Raw genomic sequence first — 16,352 nt, 5'->3', positions numbered from 1 at the left:
TCGATGCATGACCTCGCTGCCGCTCGTGGAGTCCACCGCCTGCTGCGTGTCCTCGGGGGGCGCGCCGATGTCGGTCGACGACGCCGAGGGGCTCGCCAGGCGGCTGAAGGCCCTCAGCGACCCGACGCGGCTGCGCCTGCTGTCGATCGTCGCGGGCGCCACCGAGCAGGAGGCGTGCGTGTGCGACCTCACGGATCCGGTCGGCCTCTCGCAGCCCACGGTCTCGCACCATCTGAAGGTCCTGACGGAAGCGGGGTTCCTCTCGCGCTCGAAGCGCGGAACCTGGGCCTACTACCGGCTCGTCCCCGGCGCGCTCGACACCGTCGCGGGGGTGCTGTCGCGGCAGTTCGCGGCGGTGCCCCCGACGCGCTGACGCGCGGCCGCCGCCTCGGTGCGACGCGGTGCTGTGAATGATCCCACCGCGCCGCCCGACCCTTTTCCTCGAGACGGCTCTTGTCTATAGGGCAGGCACGCGCTAACGTGCAACCAAATGGTTGAACAACAGACCGACGCCGACATCGACCGGGTGTTCCACGCCCTCGCCGATGCCACGCGGCGCGACATCGTGCGGCGCACGCTCGTCGCCGAGCAGTCGGTGACGCAGCTTGCCGCGGCGTACGCGATGTCGTTCGCGGCGGTGTCGAAGCACATCGCCGTGCTCGCCGAGGCGCGGCTCATCACCAAGCGCGCGGAGGGGAGGGTGCGACTCGTGCGTGCCGACCCCGCCATGATCGCCCGGGCCCAGCGGCTGCTCCGCTCGTACGAAGACCTGTGGCGCGGGCGCATCGACCGGCTCGACGCGTTGCTCGACGCGGACCCGGGTGCCACGGCATCCCCCGTCGACTCGTCCGCTGTCGGGGCGCCTCGAGCGGGCGACGCAGCCGCGCATCGCGGGACGTGCGCGCCCGCGGCATCCAGCCCCCCGCCCGACACCCCCACGCCCTGAACCGACGAAGGAGTACGTCCATGCCCGTCACGTCCGTCGAGAGCGACACCGAAGCGCTCACCATGACCCTGGTCGCCGACTTCCCGGTCGGCCCCGAGCGGGTGTGGGCCGCGTTCACCGACCCGCGCCAGCTCGAGCGCTTCTGGGGTCCTCCGGGGTGGCCGGCGACGTTCAGCTCGTTCGCGTTCGAGGCGGGTGGTCGCGCCCGGTACGAGATGCGCAGCGCCGGCGGAGAGGTGGCCCGCGGCAGCTGGCGGTTCGTCGACATCGAGGCTCCGCGCGGGTTCGAGGTCGTGGACTCCTTCGTCGACGAGGAGGGCGAGGCCATCCCCGGGATGCCGTCGATGCGCATGACCTTCGCGTTCGAGGCCACCGAGGCCGGCGCCCGCCTCACGAACGTCACGTACTTCGACTCGCTCGAGGCCCTCGAGCAGCTCATCGACATGGGCGCCGTCGAGGGCGCGACCCTCGCGATGAACCAGCTCGACGCGGTGCTGCAGGGGCTGCGGGAGTTCGCCCAGGGCAAGGGCACGCGACTCGAGATCCTCGACGACCAGCACGTGCGCATCATCCGGCTCATCGAGGGACCGCGCGCACTCGTGTGGCGCGCGCACCTCGATCCCGACCTCATGCGGCGCTGGATGCTCGGCCCCGACGGCTGGCGCATGTCGGTCAGCGAGATCGACCGCGTCGAGGGCGGCCGCTACCGCATCGCCTGGGAGCCCGAGCCCGGTACGGAAGGCGAGGCGTTCGGCTTCGACGGCGAGATCCTGCTGCTCGACGAGCCGCGGCGCATGGTGCAGACCGAGCACATGACCGGCACCGACCTGCCGACCACGACCAACGACCTCTCACTCTACGAAGAGGACGGCGCCACCCTCGTCACCCTGCTGATCGAGTACCCGGATGCCGCCACTCGCGACGCCGTGCTCGCCACGGGCATGGTCGATGGGATGGAGCAGAGCTTCCAGCGGATGGAGCGCGTGGTCGTGGGGTGAGCGCACGGATGCCGCGGCGTCGGGGCCGCGGCATCCTGCACTCCGGCGCGCGCGATCAGCTCGTGATGTACCCGTTCGGGTTGAGCACGTACTTGCGCGGGGCGCCCTTGTCGAAGTCGGCGTAACCCTGCGGGGCGTCGTCGAGGCTGATGGGCGTGGCGTTGACGGCCTTCGCGATCTGCACCTTGTCGTGCAGGATCGCCATCATCAGTTGCCGGTTGTACTTCATCACCGGGCACTGACCCGTGGTGAACGACAGCGACTTCGCCCAACCGAGGCCCAGGCGCAGCGACAGCGAGCCGACTTTCGCCGCTTCGTCGACGCCGCCCGGGTCGCCGGTCACGTACAGACCCGGGATGCCGAGGGCCCCACCGGCCGCGGTGATGTCGAACAGCGAGTTGAGCACCGTCGCCGGGGCCTCGTGCGACGAATCGGAGCCGTGGCCGCGGGCTTCGAAGCCGACCGCGTCGACCGCGGCATCCACTTCGGGGGTGCCGAGGATCTGCTCGATCTGGTCGCGCGGATCGCCCTTCGACACATCGACGCTCTCGAAGCCGAGGGAGCGGACCTGTTCGAGGCGCTCGGCGTTGAGGTCGCCGACGAGCACGGCAGCCGCGCCCAGCAGCTGCGCGCCCACGGCCGCCGCGATGCCGACCGGACCCGCGCCGGCGATGTAGACCGTCGAACCCGGACGCACGCCCGCGGTGTACGCGCCGTGGAAGCCGGTGGGGAAGATGTCGGACAGCATCGTCAGGTCGAGGATCTTCTCGAGCGCCTGCTCGCGGTCGGGGAAGACGAGCAGGTTCCAGTCGGCGTACGGCACGAGCACGTACTCCGCCTGCCCGCCCACCCAGCCGCCCATGTCGACGTAGCCGTAGGCGCTGCCGGGGCGGTCGGGGTTCACGTTGAGGCAGATGCCGGTCTTGCCCTCCTTGCAGTTGCGACACCGCCCGCAGGCGATGTTGAACGGCACCGAGACGATGTCGCCGACCTTGACGAACTCGACGTCGGGACCGACCTCGATCACCTCGCCGGTGATCTCGTGCCCGAGCACCAGACCGGCCGGAGCGGTGGTGCGACCGCGCACCATGTGCTGGTCGGAGCCGCAGATGTTGGTGGAGACGGTGCGCAGGATCGCGCCGTGGGGGACCTTTCGGCCGACGTTCGCGGGGTTGACGCCCGGACCGTCCTTGAGCTCGAACTCCGGATACGGGGTGTCGATGACCTCCACCACGCCGGGTTCTTTGTACGCCACTGCCTTGTTGCCGGACATCATCGTCCTCTCCGGCCGGGCGCCCGCCCAGCCTGGTCGTGTCCTGCGGGGCGGGGCCCGCAGACCCGTCCGATCGCGACGGGCGATCTCGGATCACGTTCGTCGCGAGCGGATGCCTTCAGCCAAACTCGCAGGCCCTGGTGACGTCAATGCGTGTCACCTGTGAGCGTGCAGTTGAGAACTCTTCTCGTCAGGCCGGTGCCGGTGCTGCGCGGCGCACGAGCCGGCGGATCTCCTGCTCCACCTCGGTCGTCACCTCGACCACCGCGAACGACACCGGCCACATCGGGCCGTCGTCGAGCTGGGCGCTGTCGTCGAAGCTCACCGTGCCGTAGCGGGTCTTGAACTTCGACGCCGGCTGGTAGAACACCACGACCTTGCCGTCCTCGGCGTAGGCCGGGAAGCCGTAGTACGTCTTGGGGCTCAGGTGTGCGGCCTCCTCGAGCACGATGACGTGCAGGCGCTCGGCGACCGCGCGGTCGACGCCCTCGAGCTTCTCGATCGCCTCGAGGCAGGCCTCGTTCTCCTTCTGCAGCTTCGCGAGGCCCTTCACGCCCTTCATGGCCTGGAGTTCCCCGGCCCGCTGCTTCATCGCCGCGCGTTCTTCCGCACTGAATCCGGTGGCCATGGCTTCCGTCCTTCCGTGGGTCAGTCGGCAGGGTAGCGCAGGAGTCGGCGGCGGGGGAGGGTCCGCCTCGCGCCGGGTGGGAGGTCGGCGCTCGGTGAGGTGCGGGGGGCGGGCTGCCGCTGAGGGTGCGCGGATTGCTGAGGGTGCGCGTGCGGCGACGGGCCGGTGGGCGGCGTTCGGTGCGCGACCGGCGTCCGGTCAGTCGGGAAGCCCGGGATGCCGCTGAGGGTGCGCGGATCGCTGAGGGTGCGCAGCGGCGGGGGGCGCCGCGGGTCAGGCCTGCCGCAGCCCCTCTTCCAGCGCGACCCACGCGAGCATCGCGCACTTCACGCGCGCGGTGTACTTCGACACCCCCGACAGCGCGGCGGCATCCGCGAACGTCTCCTCGTCGAGGGGGATCTTGCCGCGCGAGCGCAGCGCCTCGCGGAACGACGCGATCAGGGTCTCGGCGTCGGCGCGCGGCATCCCCTCGTCTCCGCCGTCCTCCCGCAGCAGGGCGACGAGCATCGACGCCGAGGCCTGCGAGATCGAGCAGCCCGCCCCCTCCCAGGTGACGGATGCCACGCGGTCGCCCTCGACGTCGACGCGCAGCGTGATCTCGTCGCCGCAGACGGGGTTGCGCTGATGCACGGTCGCGCTGTGGGCGCCGGGTTCGGCGAGGCCGAACCCGCGGCGGTTCTTGGCGTGGTCGAGGATGAGCTCCTGGTACAGCGACTCGAGACCGCTCATGCGTCGACTCCGAAGAAGCCACGGACGCCCGCGACGGCGTCGAGGAAGGTGTCGACCTCGGCCTCGGTCGTGTGGATCGCCGCGCTCGCGCGCACCGAGGCGGTCATCCCGAACCGGCGGTGCAGGGGCTGCGCGCAGTGGTGCCCGACGCGCACGGCGACGCCGCGCGCATCGAGGAACTGGCCCACGTCGTGCGCGTGCACCCCCTCGACCTCGAAGGCCTGCAGGGCGACGCGCTCGGCGGCATCCGTGTCTCCGAGCAGTCGGATGCCGGCGATGGAGCGCAGCCCCTCGCGCATGCGCTTCTCGAGCTCCGCCTCGTGCGCGCGCGCGGCGTCGAGGTCGTGCTCGCCGAGCCATCGCACCGCGGCGGCGAGGGCCACGGCCTGCGACACGGGCTGCGTGCCCGCCTCGAAGCGCTGCGGCGGCGGGAGGTATTCGGCCTCGTCGAGGGTGACGGTGGTGATCATCGAACCGCCCGTGGTGAACGGGGGCAGGGACTCGAGCACCTCGTCGCGGCCCCACAAGGCGCCGATGCCGTACGGTCCGTGGATCTTGTGCCCCGAGAACACGGCGAGGTCGACCCCGGATGCCGGCAGGTCGAGCGCGAGGTGCGGTGCCGACTGGCAGGCGTCGAGCACCGTCAGTGCGCCGACACCACGCGCGAGCGTGACGAGCTTCGCGACCGGATTCACGATGCCGAGCACGTTGGACACGTGCGGGAACGCGACGACCTTCGTGCGCGCGCCGATCAGGTCGGCGGCGGCGCGCATGTCGAGCGTGCCATCGTCGAGGACCGGGATGTGGCGCAGGCGCGCGCCCGTGCGGGCGGCGAGTTCCTGCCAGGGGATGAGGTTGGCGTGGTGCTCGGCCTCGGTGACGACGACCTCGTCGCCCTCGCGCAGGCGCCCGGTGTAGCCGAGGGAGCCGGCGACGAGGTTGAGACCCGCGGTCGCGCCGCTCGTCCAGACCAGCTGCTCGGGCTCGGCGCCGACGAACTCGGCGACCGTCACGCGGGCGTCTTCGAACAGCTCCGTCGCCTCGGCGGCCAGCGTGTGCGCTCCGCGGTGCACGGCGGAGTTCGCGCGCTCGAGGAAGTCGCGCTCGGCGTCGAGCACCGCGCGCGGCTTCTGGCTCGTCGCGGCGGAGTCGAGGTAGACGAGCGGGTGGCCGTCGACCTCGGTCTCGAGGATCGGGAAGTCGGCGCGAACGGCGTCGACGTCGAAGGGGAGGGTCACGCTTCCAGGCTACGCGGCGCGGGGTGAGTGGGAGCCGGGTGGGATGGAGCCCGCGAACGAGCGGACGACGTCGGCGGTGCCCCCCATAATCGACAGATGACTGCGACGCTCCCCTCTCTCGACGGCCGCCGATTCCGCATGGTGTCCTCCACCACTTCGGTCGTCGACCCCGATGCCCCCAGCGTCTTCGAGTACTTCGAACGGGACGGAGCGATCTGGGGCGGCTACGAGGGCGACACCGTGACCTTCGGCAAGTTCGTCGGAACCCGCACGGCTGACAAGATCTGGGTCTCGTTCGTGCACGTGCTCGTGGCCGACGGCACCGTGGTCACCGGAGACGGCGAGAGCGACCTCGAGCTCACCGAAGGCGGCGGCATCCGGCTCGTCGAGCACTACGAGATGCACGGCGCCCCGCAGCTGAGCGTCTGCGAGGAGATCCCGGCCTGACCTAGCGCGGCGGCAGGGTGTCTCGGCCCGGGGTCGCGGGGGTCCAGCGCGTCATCCCGAGCAGGGTGTTGGTCGCCGTGCGGTCGGGCAGATCGCCCGGCAGAAGGTACGGGCGGCGGATGACCTCGTCCAGCACCACGACGCTCACGACGGTGCGCACCTCGGGCAGTTGGGCGATGACGCCGGTCGAGAACTCGTGCACGCCGCTGACGTCGACGGCGCGGATCAACAGCATCGCGTCGTGCTCTCCCGTCGTGATCGCGCACCATTCGACGTCGGGCATCTCCACGACCCGGTCGCGGAACGAGGCCCAGGCCTGCGGCATGACCGTGACGAACACCAGGGCGCCGATCGACAGTCCCGCCCGGGCGTGGTCGACCTGGGCGCTGAAGCCCGTGATGACCCCGTCCTGAACCAGCGCCTCGACCCTCGTGTAGGCGTTGGCGCGCGAGATCCCGACCTTCTCGGCGAGAGCGGCTATCGAAATGCGACCGTTATCTCGGAGGACGGCGAGGATTTTGTACGCCGTATCGTCCAATGGCGTGCCACTTCGTCCAGAATCCCTCGAGGGTTCCGCATCATTGCTGGACATTCTGCTCCAAGATGGTCATTATCTGGACGGACCGACGCCTCTGTGTAACATCGCTGGACACATCGTCGCATAAGGTGCGAATCTAAACCCGGTCGTCCACTTGTCCGACGACTTTCCCGAATGTACTCCTCGGCTCCGGAGGCCCCCATGTCGTCACGTCGCACCACGTCGGTTCTCGCGATCGGAGCGGTCGCGCTGTTCGCGCTCGCCGGGTGCACCGGGGGCAACTCGGCGAACACCAACGGCGGCGGCGGCCAAGGCAACCAGTCGCTCGTCATCGACACCGCATTCTCGATCGAGACCGCCGACCCGGGCCACACGTACGACCCGACCGGCAACATGATCGCCAAGGCGATCTACGAGACCCTCGTCGACTTCGACGGGTCCGATGTCTCCACGCCCGTCCCGGGACTCGCCTCCTGGACGCAGAACGATGCCGCGACGGAGTTCACCTTCACGCTCGAGGGCGACCGCGTCTTCTCCGACGGCTCGCCGATCGAGGCGAAGGACGTCGTGTTCAGCCTGCAGCGCATCCAGGGCATGGCCGACGCCAAGCCGAACTTCCTGCTCGGCGGCATCACCATCGCCGAGGTCGACGACAAGACGATCACGTTCACGTCGCAGACGCCGCTGCTGCAGCTCCCCGCGATCCTCGCCAACCCCGCGCTCGGCATCGTCAATTCCGACGTCGTGAAGGAGAACGGCGGCAGCACCGACGGCTCCGACTCGGCGCAGAAGTACCTCGACGGTGCCTCGGCAGGCTCGGGCCCGTTCGTGCTCGACACCCTCGACCTCTCGTCGCAGGTCGTGCTGACGCGCAACGACGCCTACAACGGTGACGAGAAGTCGGACTTCTCCCGTGTCGTCGTGCGCAACGTGACCGAGAGCGCCACGCAGCTGGCGAACCTCAAGGGCGGCGACTCCATGGTCGCCATGGACCTCAACGGCGACCAGGTGTCGGGCCTCGGCGACTCGCTGACGGTCGACTCGGTGCCCTCGGGTCAGACGATCTTCCTGCTGCTCAACCAGTCGCCCGCGGTCGCCGGCGACCTCGCAAACGTCAAGATGGCCGAGGCCATCCGCTACGCCCTCGACTACGACGCACTGCTGGAGCTGGCCGGCGCGGGCGCCGCGCAGGCCACTGGAGTGATTCCGCTGGGCTTCGAGGGGGCGCTGGATTCCGGCGTCACCCAGGACCTCGCCAAGAGCAAGGCGGCGCTGGCCGAGGCCGGCTACGCGGGACAGACGCTGCGCCTGCAGTTCCCGAACGACTACCCGGTCGGCGGCGTCGAGTTCACCCCTCTCGCCGAGCGGGTGCAGTCGCAGCTGAAGGATGCGGGCATCGCGGTGGAGCTCGCTCCCGCTCCCTTCGCGACCGAGCTCGACGCCTACGTCGGCGGCACCGAGGGCTTCGGCCTGTGGTTCTGGGGTCCGGACTACGCCGACTCCGCGAACTTCCTCCCCTTCGGCCCCGGCCTGAAGGTGGGCCTGCGCTCCGGCTGGACCGCGGAGGCGAACCCGACCATCGCGAAGATCGCCGCAGACGCCGCCTCGGCCACCGATGCGTCCGCGCGCACCGCGGCCTTCACCGACTTCGCCGAGGCCATGCAGGCCGAGGGGCCGTTCGTGCCGCTCATCATCCCCGGCCGCAACATCGCGACCGCGAACACCGTCACGGGTGCCGTGTACAACTCGGTCTGGGAGATGGACATCGCCGAGATCACGCCGGCCGGCTGAGCGGGACCCTCATGACGACACAGCCGGCGCAGCGGCGGGCGCGTCGCCGATCGCCCCTGATCGGCTACCTGCTGCGCCGCGCGGGGACCTCCCTCATCCTGCTGGTGGGCGTGACCGTGGTGACGTTCGCGCTCACCAACCTGGTCCCCGGCGACCCGGTCTCGGCCGCCCTCGGCGAGGGCGCCTCGCAGAACCCGGCGACCCGCGAGGCCTTCATCCGCGAGCAGGGGCTCGATCAGCCCGCGGTCGTGCAGTACGTCATCTACATGGGGAACCTGCTGCGCGGAGATCTCGGCACCTCGCTGGTGACCGGTCGACCGGTCACCAGCGATCTCGCCACGGCGGTCCCCGCCACGATCGAGATCGCCATCGGCGCGATCGTCCTGAGCCTCGTCGTCAGCATCGTGCTCGGCACCCTCGCGGCCTACCGCCGCGGGCTCGTGTCCGATCAGGTGATCCGCGTCGTCACGCTCATCGGCCTCAGCGTGCCCACGTTCTGGCTGGCACTGGTCAGCTTCTACGTGTTCTTCCTCGAGCTGCGCATCGCGCCCGGCTCGGGCCGCATCTCGCCCGCCATCACCCCGCCCCCGCGGGTCACCGGGCTGTACACGGTCGACTACCTCCTCAACGGCGACGGTGTCGGCTTCTTCGATGCCCTCGCGCACCTCGCCCTGCCGGTCATGGTGCTCTCCCTCGTGACGATCGGTCTGCTCACCCGCTTCATCCGCACCTCGGTGCTGGAGGTGCTCGGCAGCGACTACGTCCGCGCCGCCCGCGCGAAGGGGCTCCCCGCGATGCGGATCATCCTCGACTACGTGCTGCGCGGGGCGTCACTGCCCATCCTCACCGTCGTCGGCGTCGCGTTCGGCGCGCTGCTGTCGGGCACCGTCCTGGTCGAATCGGTCTTCGCCTGGCCGGGGCTGGGCACCTACGCCTACAACTCCGCCGCCAATCTCGATCTGCCCGGGATCATGGGCGTCGGTCTCGTCGTGGGCCTGATCTACCTGCTCATCAACTTCGTGGTCGACCTGCTCTACGGCGTGCTCGACCCGAGAGTGAGGATCGCATGAGCCACCTCGCCGCCGCGTCGAGGCGCGGACGACTCCGCTTCCGCTGGCCCCGCGCCTGGCGCACGCCTCTCGGGATCATCGGCTCGATCATCGCCGGCGCCTGGATCGTGGTGGCCTTCACCGCGCAGTGGTGGGTGCCGTTCGGTCCGAACGCGCAGGTGCTGCCGCGCCTGCAGGAGCCCGGCGTCGACACGCTGCTGGGCACCGACGGCAACGGACGCGACATCTTCTCGCGACTGATGACCGGCGCCACCGTCAGCCTCCCGCTGGCTCTCATGCTCGTGATCGCGGCGATGATCATCGGCACGGTCGTCGGCTCGGTCGCCGGCTACTTCGGCGGGTGGGTCGATGAGACCCTCATGCGCATCACCGACCTCTTCATGGCCTTCCCCACCGTCATCCTGGCCATGGTCGTCACCGCCTCGCTGGGGCCTTCGCTCTTCAACGCCGTGATCGCGGCGATCGTGGTGTCGTGGCCGCAGTACTCGCGCGTGACCCGCAGCATCGTGCTCGGACTCCGCGGACAGAACTACGTCATCGCGGGGCGCCTGCTCGGCCACTCGCCGCTGCGGACGCTCTTCGTCGACATCCTCCCGAACATCGCCGGCCCCGTGCTCGTGCTCGCGACCCTCGACATCGGCGCGGCGATCCTCCTGCTGTCGGGTCTGTCGTTCCTGGGCCTGGGCGCGCAGCCGCCGACGGCCGAATGGGGGTCGATGATCTCGGGTGCGATGCAGAACTTCGACGCCTGGTGGCTGGGAGTGTTCCCGGGCCTGGCCATCCTCACGGTCGTGCTGGCATTCAACTTCCTCGGCGATGCGATGCGCGACGTGCTCGACCCGACGGCGGAGATCACGCACGAGCGCCAGGCCGACCACCAGGCCTCGGCGACGGGGGTGGCCGCGTGAGCGCCCTCTCCATCCGCGACCTGACGATCGACATCGGCCGCCCGCTGGTGCGCGGCGTCTCCCTCGAGCTCGAGGCGGGTCGCATCCACGGCCTCGCCGGAGAGTCGGGGTCGGGCAAGACGCTCACCTCCCTCGCCGTGCTCGGGCTGCTGCCGCGGCAGGCGCGTACCGGGGGGTCGATCCTGCTCGCCGGCGACGAGATCCTCGGGCTCGGTCGGCGCGCGCTCAACCGCATCCGCGGGAAACGCATCGCGATGGTCTTCCAGGACCCGTCGTCGTCGCTGCACCCGCAGCTGACGGTCGGTCGCCAGCTCACCGACCACCTGCGCGTGCACCTCGGGCTGAAGGGCAAGGCCGCTCGCGCGCGGGCCGAGGAGCTGCTGCAGACCGTGCAGGTGCCGCGCCCCGCGGAAGCCCTGGGACGCTACCCGCACCAGTTCTCCGGCGGTCAGCGCCAGCGCATCGCGATCGCGTGCGCCCTCGCGTGCGACCCGGAGGTGCTGCTGGCCGACGAGCCGACCACCGCCCTCGATGTGACCGTGCAGGCCGGCATCCTGCAGCTGCTGCGCGATCTGGCGACCGAGCGCCGCCTCGCGGTCCTGCTCGTCACGCACGACCTCGGCGTGATGAGCGCGATCGCCGACGAGGTGGCCGTGATGAAGGACGGGCTCATCGTCGAGCGCGCCGACCGTGAGACCCTCTTCCGCGACCCCCGGCATGCCTACACGCGTGCACTGCTGGCGGCGCTGCCGGGGTCGAAGATCGAGATTCCGGATGCCGCGACGAAGGGCGAGATCGATGACTGACACCGCCGTCCTCGACGCGCAGAGCGTCACGGTGCGCTACCCGGGGACTCCTCCCGTGGTCGCCGTCGACCAGGTGTCGCTGCGGGTCGCCCCGGGCGAGACCGTGGCGCTGGTGGGGGAGTCGGGCAGCGGCAAGTCGAGCTTCGCGCGTGCCGTGGTCGGCATCGAGAAGACCGCCGGTGGCACCGTGCTGTTCCAGGGTGAGCCCGTCGCCCCGCTCGGGCTGCGCCGACGCGCGAGGGCGCTCACCCGCATCCAGATGGTGTTCCAAGACCCGTCGACCTCGCTGAACCCGCGCCGACGGGTCGGCGATCAGATCGCCGACGGCATCGCGACCGCTCGCGCGCGCGGGGCGGCCGGATCGAGCGTCGAGGAATGGCTCGAGCGCGTGGGGCTGCCGGCCGCCGTCGCCACTCGTTTTCCGCATCAGTTCTCGGGCGGTCAGAAGCAGCGCCTCGCGATCGCACGCGCCCTCGCCGCGCGTCCGTCGCTGCTCGTCGCCGACGAGCCGATCTCGGCCCTCGACGCGTCGACGCAGACGAGCGTGGCCGCGCTCATGCGCGACCTGGTCGCCGAGGCGGGCGCCGGGATGCTGTTCATCTCGCACGACCTCGCGGTCGTCCGGCGCATCGCCGATCGCACGCACGTCATGTTCGGCGGGCGCGTCCTGGAATCGGGGCCGACCTCCGACCTGTGGGCGCAGCCGCGGCATCCCTACACGCGCGCCCTGCTGTCGGCGATCCCCGAGCCGGACGGTGAGGGGCGCATCCCGGCGGCTCCCTCGGTCGCGGATCGCGCGGTCTGGGCCGAGGTACCGTCCGTCTTGAACTGAGCCTGCCGTAGGCGAACAGTGAGAACCGCCGCGGCGGTCGTTCGGAAACCATGAGGGCGGCGGATCGGCGCCCGTTCGCGGCGTAGACCGGATGCCATGACCCTCACGGCCCTGCTCCCCACCCTCCGCGCCAGCATCCCGGCGCCCTTCGACGCGGCGGCCTGGCCCGCCGGCTCCGCCCCCACGCTCGACGACGTGACCGTGCGGGCGATGTCGGTAGCCCGATACGCCGAGATCTGCGGCACGCCGTGCGTGTGCACGGGCCCGGCGGTGATCCCGGCGTCGGGCGGGGTGGCATCCGCCGTGCTGTCGACGACCGTCGTGGTCGCGACGGTGGTGGATGCCACGCCCGCGACGCTGCGCCTGGACGCATGCGTCGCGGGCCTCGAGGCGGTCTGGCGCGAGGCCCGGCTGCTCGGGCGGGTGTCGTACGCGTACGACGAGCCCTTCACCGTGCTCGATGCGCACGGGGAGGACTCGTGCGGCACCGTCGTCCTGCCCGGCGACGTGCGCGTGGGCGACCGCATCGCCTTCCCCTGCCCCGGATGCCACACGGTCGGCGAGGTGCGCTGATGCTGCTGCACTCGATCGTCTTCGCCTGCCGCTGCGCACGCGTGCAGGCGGAGTTCGAGGCTGCGCAGGCCCCGGATGCGGTCGAGGTCGAGCCGCGCTCCTGAGGACCGGCCTCGCGGTGCGGACGCGACACCGGCGGTGGCGGGACGGGACGGCTTCCGCCGGTGTCACACCACCAGCCGGTACCCCATCCCCTGCTCCGTCAGCAGGTGAACCGGGTTCGAGGGGTCGGCTTCGAGCTTCTTGCGCAGCTGCGACATGTACAGCCGCAGATAGCCGCTGTCGGCGACCTGCTCGCTGGCCCAGATCTCCTTCAGCAGGGTCTGTCGCGTGACGAGGGAGCCGGGGTTGCGGGCCAGGAACTCCAGCATCCGCCACTCCGTCGGGGTGAGGTGCACGCGGGTCTGCGCCCGCAGCACCGCCTTCGCCGCGAGGTCGACCTCGACGTCGCCGAAGCGCACGATCGACTCCCCGGTCGAGGGCGCCGTGCGCCGCGCGTGCACGCGCAGTCGTGCGAGGAGCTCGTCGATCTGGAACGGCTTGGTCACGTAGTCGTCGGCGCCGGCGTCGAGCGCCTCGACCTTGTCGGCCGAGCCCGTGCGGCCCGACACGACGATGATCGGGGCCGTCGTCCACCCGCGCAGCGCCTGGATCACCTGCACGCCGTCGAGGTGCGGCATCCCGAGGTCGAGCAGCACGATGTCGGGATGCGCCTGCGCGGCGAGCGTGATGGCCGCGGCGCCGTCGGCCGCGGCGACGACGTCGTAGCCGTGCGCGGCGAGGGTGATGCGCAGGGCGCGGACGAGCTGGGGATCGTCGTCGGCGATCAGTACCTTCACGCTGCGTCCTCTCGGGATCCGGATGCCGCGGCCTGGGCGCCGAGACCCGCTGCGGCACGGCTCGTGTACGGGTCGTCGACCGGCCTGTCCGGGGCCACCGGCAGCGCCACGACCATCGTCAGGCCCCCGCCGGGGGTGTCCTCGGGGGTCAAGGTTCCGCCCATGCCCTCGGCGAAGCCGCGCGACAGCGCGAGTCCGAGGCCGAGGCCCGCGGTGTTGTCGGTGTCGCCGAGGCGCTGGAACGGCGAGAACATGTCTTCGCGGCGGTCGGCGGCGATGCCGGGACCGTGATCGATCACGCGGATCTCGGCCGTGCCGCCCAAGCGGCTCGTCGCGATACGCACGCGCCGGCCCGCGGGCGTGTAGCGGTCGGCGTTGGCGAGCACGTTCACGAGCACGCGCTGCAGCAGCACGGGGTCGGCCCGCAGCGGCGGCAGATCGGCGTCGAGGGCCAGCTCGACGTCATCCGGGCCCAGATCGAGCTCGTCGAGGGCCGCGAGCACGACGCCGGCGGCATCCACCTCGGTGAGCGACACGGCGAGCACCCCGGCCTGCACGCGACTCACGTCGAGCAGGTCGGTGACCAGCACCGACAGCGTCGCGAGGCTCTCGTCGGCGGTCTCGAGCAGTTCGCGGCGATCGTCGTCGGAGAGGTTGTCGCCGGCCGCCCGCAGGCCCCCGAGGGAGGCGACGGCGGCGGCGAGCGGGCGACGCAGATCGTGGCTCACGGCCGACAGCAGGGCGCTGCGCACCTGGTCGGTCTCGGCCAGCGCCCCCGCCTCGGCCGCGGTCTCGGCCAGGTCGGTGCGTTCGAGGGCGGCGGCGAGCTGCGCGACGACGACGTCGAGCAGGCGCCGCTCTCCGGCATCCAGGTCGCGCCCGTGCAGCTCGAGGCGCGCGCGGTCGTCGCCCACGGGCACGGTGGTCGAGCGTCCGTCGCGAACGGGCTCGCCGTCGGTGGCCAGGGTCGATCCGTCGGATGCCACGAGTCGCACGCCGGCGAGTCCGAACGCCTCGCGGGCACGGCTGACCAGCGCGGGAACGGCGCTCTCGCCGCGCAGCACGCTGCCGGCGACGGTCGCCAGCAGCTCGGCCTCCGCCGCGGCGCGGCGGGCCGCGCGGGCGCGTCGGGCGGCCTGATCGACGACGATGCTCACGAGCATCGCGATGATCACGTACAGCCCCAGCGCGATCGCGTGCACGGGGTCGGAGATCGTGACCGTGTACAGCGGCTGGATGAAGAGGAAGTCCAGCGTCACCCCCGACAGCACCGCCGCGAAGACCGCCGGCCAGATGCCGCCGATGAGCGCGACGATCACCACGAGCAGCTGGTAGGCCAGCACGTCGGTCGTGATGGAGTCGTCGGATCCCGTCGACAGCAGCAGCAGCGAGATGAGCGGTCCGCCCGCGAGGGCGGCCACGAAGCCCAGGATGCGACGCTTCGCGCTGAGCGCGGGGCCGGTCAGGCGGGGGAGGGCGAAGCGCCCGCCCGCGCGCGCGTGGTTGACGATGTGCACGTCGATGTCGCCCGAGAGGCGGATGACGGTCGCGCCGATGCCGGGACCGGTGAGGGCGGTGGCCAGGCGTCCGCGGCGGCTCACGCCGATGACGAGCTGCGAGGCGTTCACCGATCGCGCGAAGTCGACGAGCGCGGTGGCGGGGTCGTCGCCCACCACCTGGTGGTAGCTGCCGCCGAGGGTCTCGACGAGCGCGCGCTGCTCGGCGAGGGCACCGGGGGCGCTGGCGCGCAGGCCGTCCTGCGTCGACACGTGCACGGCGAGAAGCTCGCCGCCCGCCGATCGGGCGGCGATGCGCGCGCCGCGGCGCAGCAGGGTCTCGCCCTCGGGGCCGCCGGTGAGGGCCACGACCACGCGCTCGCGCGCCTGCCACGACCCCTCGATGCCGTGCTCGGAGCGGTAGCGCTGGAGCGCCGAGTCGACCTCGTCGGCGAGCCACAGCAGCGCGAGCTCCCGCAGCGCCGTCAGGTTGCCGAGGCGGAAGTAGTTCGACAGGGCCGCGTCGATGCGCTCGGCCGGATACACCGAGCCGGCCGCGAGGCGGTCGCGCAAGGACTGCGGCGCGAGGTCGACGACCTCGATCTGGTCGGCGGCGCGCACCACGGCATCCGGGACCGTCTCGCGCTGGGTCACGCCGGTGATCTTCTCGACGACGGCGTTGAGGGAGTCGATGTGCTGCACGTTCACGGTCGTGATGACGTCGATGCCCGCGTCGAGCAGCTTCTCGACGTCGTTCCAGCGTTTATCGTGACGCGAGCCGGGCGCGTTGGTGTGCGCGAGCTCGTCGACCAGCGCGATGTGCGGGTGCCGCTCGAGCACGGCATCCAGGTCCATCTCGTCGAGCGCGACGCCGCGATGCGCGACGCTGCGGCGCGGAACGACCTCGAGGCCCTCGGCCTGGGCGGCCGTCGCGAGACGACCGTGGGTCTCGACGATCGCGATGACGACGTCGCGCCCCTCGTCGCGCAGGCGGCGCCCCTCTTCGAGCATCTCGTACGTCTTGCCGACGCCCGGCGCCATACCGAGCAGCACGCGCAGCCGCCCGCGCTTCACGCGAGGCTCCCCGGTTTCGGCCGCGCCGGAAGCCCGTCGAGTGTCCAGGACACGCCGGTTCCGCGGCGGGCGCGCGGCGTGTCCTGGACACTCGGCAGGGGTGCTCCGAGCGCACGCCGCCGCCGCGCGGGAGGCGCGACGGCGGCGGGTGACAGACGCATGTCCC

General features: G+C 71.4%; 17 protein-coding genes. 10 read left to right on the top strand and 7 right to left on the bottom strand.

Annotated features, from left to right (window positions below):
- Window positions 1-7 precede the first annotated feature (7 nt).
- The 3 genes from AB0N82_RS03125 (at window position 8) to AB0N82_RS03115 (ending at window position 1,944) form a co-directional block, all read left to right on the top strand.
- The gene (locus AB0N82_RS03125) at window positions 8-373 is read left to right on the top strand and encodes a metalloregulator ArsR/SmtB family transcription factor (protein ID WP_315993985.1); all 366 of its coding nucleotides are present in this window, start codon (window positions 8-10) and stop codon (window positions 371-373) included.
- A gap of 117 nt (window positions 374-490) precedes the next feature.
- Window positions 491-946, top strand: a complete 456-nt coding sequence (locus AB0N82_RS03120; RefSeq protein ID WP_363387999.1) for a metalloregulator ArsR/SmtB family transcription factor — start codon at window positions 491-493, stop codon at window positions 944-946.
- A gap of 20 nt (window positions 947-966) precedes the next feature.
- Complete coding sequence (locus tag AB0N82_RS03115; protein ID WP_363387996.1) at window positions 967-1,944, top strand: SRPBCC family protein; 978 nt, start codon at window positions 967-969, stop codon at window positions 1,942-1,944.
- Between the two features lie 55 nt (window positions 1,945-1,999).
- On the opposite strand, the gene fdhA is transcribed toward AB0N82_RS03115, so the two are convergent.
- The 4 genes from fdhA to AB0N82_RS03095 form a co-directional block, all read right to left on the bottom strand.
- Entirely contained in the window at window positions 2,000-3,217 is a 1,218-nt protein-coding gene (gene fdhA, locus AB0N82_RS03110) for a formaldehyde dehydrogenase, glutathione-independent (protein ID WP_315993982.1), read from the bottom strand.
- A gap of 190 nt (window positions 3,218-3,407) precedes the next feature.
- Complete coding sequence (locus AB0N82_RS03105) at window positions 3,408-3,845, bottom strand: hypothetical protein (protein WP_363387993.1); 438 nt, start codon at window positions 3,843-3,845, stop codon at window positions 3,408-3,410.
- 273 nt (window positions 3,846-4,118) lie between these two features.
- Window positions 4,119-4,574 (bottom strand): Fe-S cluster assembly sulfur transfer protein SufU, encoded by a 456-nt coding sequence (gene sufU, locus AB0N82_RS03100; RefSeq protein WP_363387990.1) that lies wholly within the window; start codon window positions 4,572-4,574, stop codon window positions 4,119-4,121.
- On the bottom strand, window positions 4,571-5,812 hold the full coding sequence (locus AB0N82_RS03095; protein WP_363387987.1) for a SufS family cysteine desulfurase: 1,242 nt from the start codon (window positions 5,810-5,812) through the stop codon (window positions 4,571-4,573). The genes sufU and AB0N82_RS03095 overlap by 4 nt, the downstream gene beginning before the upstream one ends.
- A 96-nt stretch (window positions 5,813-5,908) precedes the next feature.
- Here AB0N82_RS03095 and AB0N82_RS03090 point away from each other — a divergent pair, with 96 nt between their 5' ends.
- Window positions 5,909-6,259: a hypothetical protein gene (locus AB0N82_RS03090; protein ID WP_315993978.1), complete on the top strand. Its 351-nt coding sequence runs from the start codon at window positions 5,909-5,911 to the stop codon at window positions 6,257-6,259.
- Between the two features lies 1 nt (window position 6,260).
- Here the strand turns inward: AB0N82_RS03090 and AB0N82_RS03085 are convergent, their stop codons facing one another.
- Entirely contained in the window at window positions 6,261-6,797 is a 537-nt protein-coding gene (locus AB0N82_RS03085) for an Lrp/AsnC family transcriptional regulator (RefSeq protein WP_315993977.1), read from the bottom strand.
- Between the two features lie 201 nt (window positions 6,798-6,998).
- Here AB0N82_RS03085 and AB0N82_RS03080 point away from each other — a divergent pair, with 201 nt between their 5' ends.
- The 6 genes from AB0N82_RS03080 to AB0N82_RS03055 all read left to right on the top strand — a co-directional run bounded on the left by AB0N82_RS03080 (window position 6,999) and on the right by AB0N82_RS03055 (window position 12,777).
- Window positions 6,999-8,588 (top strand): ABC transporter substrate-binding protein, encoded by a 1,590-nt coding sequence (locus tag AB0N82_RS03080; RefSeq protein WP_315993976.1) that lies wholly within the window; start codon window positions 6,999-7,001, stop codon window positions 8,586-8,588.
- A gap of 11 nt (window positions 8,589-8,599) precedes the next feature.
- Window positions 8,600-9,658 (top strand): ABC transporter permease, encoded by a 1,059-nt coding sequence (locus AB0N82_RS03075; RefSeq protein ID WP_315993975.1) that lies wholly within the window; start codon window positions 8,600-8,602, stop codon window positions 9,656-9,658.
- A complete protein-coding gene (locus tag AB0N82_RS03070; RefSeq protein WP_315993974.1) occupies window positions 9,655-10,566 on the top strand; it encodes an ABC transporter permease in 912 nt (303 codons plus the stop codon). The genes AB0N82_RS03075 and AB0N82_RS03070 overlap by 4 nt, the downstream gene beginning before the upstream one ends.
- Window positions 10,563-11,372 carry an ABC transporter ATP-binding protein gene (locus AB0N82_RS03065; protein WP_315993973.1) on the top strand — a complete coding sequence of 270 codons (810 nt, stop codon included), beginning with the start codon at window positions 10,563-10,565 and terminating at the stop codon, window positions 11,370-11,372. Before AB0N82_RS03070 ends, AB0N82_RS03065 begins: the two co-directional genes overlap by 4 nt.
- Window positions 11,365-12,204 (top strand): ATP-binding cassette domain-containing protein, encoded by an 840-nt coding sequence (locus AB0N82_RS03060; protein ID WP_363387980.1) that lies wholly within the window; start codon window positions 11,365-11,367, stop codon window positions 12,202-12,204. Before AB0N82_RS03065 ends, AB0N82_RS03060 begins: the two co-directional genes overlap by 8 nt.
- A 96-nt stretch (window positions 12,205-12,300) precedes the next feature.
- Window positions 12,301-12,777 carry a hypothetical protein gene (locus tag AB0N82_RS03055; protein ID WP_363387977.1) on the top strand — a complete coding sequence of 159 codons (477 nt, stop codon included), beginning with the start codon at window positions 12,301-12,303 and terminating at the stop codon, window positions 12,775-12,777.
- A 167-nt stretch (window positions 12,778-12,944) separates the two neighbouring features.
- Here AB0N82_RS03055 and AB0N82_RS03050 read toward each other — a convergent pair whose 3' ends face one another.
- Together AB0N82_RS03050 and AB0N82_RS03045 are read right to left on the bottom strand one after the other, a co-directional pair.
- On the bottom strand, window positions 12,945-13,616 hold the full coding sequence (locus AB0N82_RS03050) for a response regulator (RefSeq protein WP_363387974.1): 672 nt from the start codon (window positions 13,614-13,616) through the stop codon (window positions 12,945-12,947).
- Complete coding sequence (locus tag AB0N82_RS03045) at window positions 13,613-16,186, bottom strand: DUF4118 domain-containing protein (protein ID WP_363387971.1); 2,574 nt, start codon at window positions 16,184-16,186, stop codon at window positions 13,613-13,615. The genes AB0N82_RS03050 and AB0N82_RS03045 overlap by 4 nt, the downstream gene beginning before the upstream one ends.
- Window positions 16,187-16,352 lie beyond the last annotated feature (166 nt).

Origin of the sequence: Microbacterium sp. NPDC089186, from assembly GCF_040685115.1 — a bacterium.
Lineage (GTDB): Bacteria > Actinomycetota > Actinomycetes > Actinomycetales > Microbacteriaceae > Microbacterium > Microbacterium galbum.
Note: the sequence above shows the minus strand (reverse complement) of the source record. Positions and strands in the feature narration are given on the sequence as shown.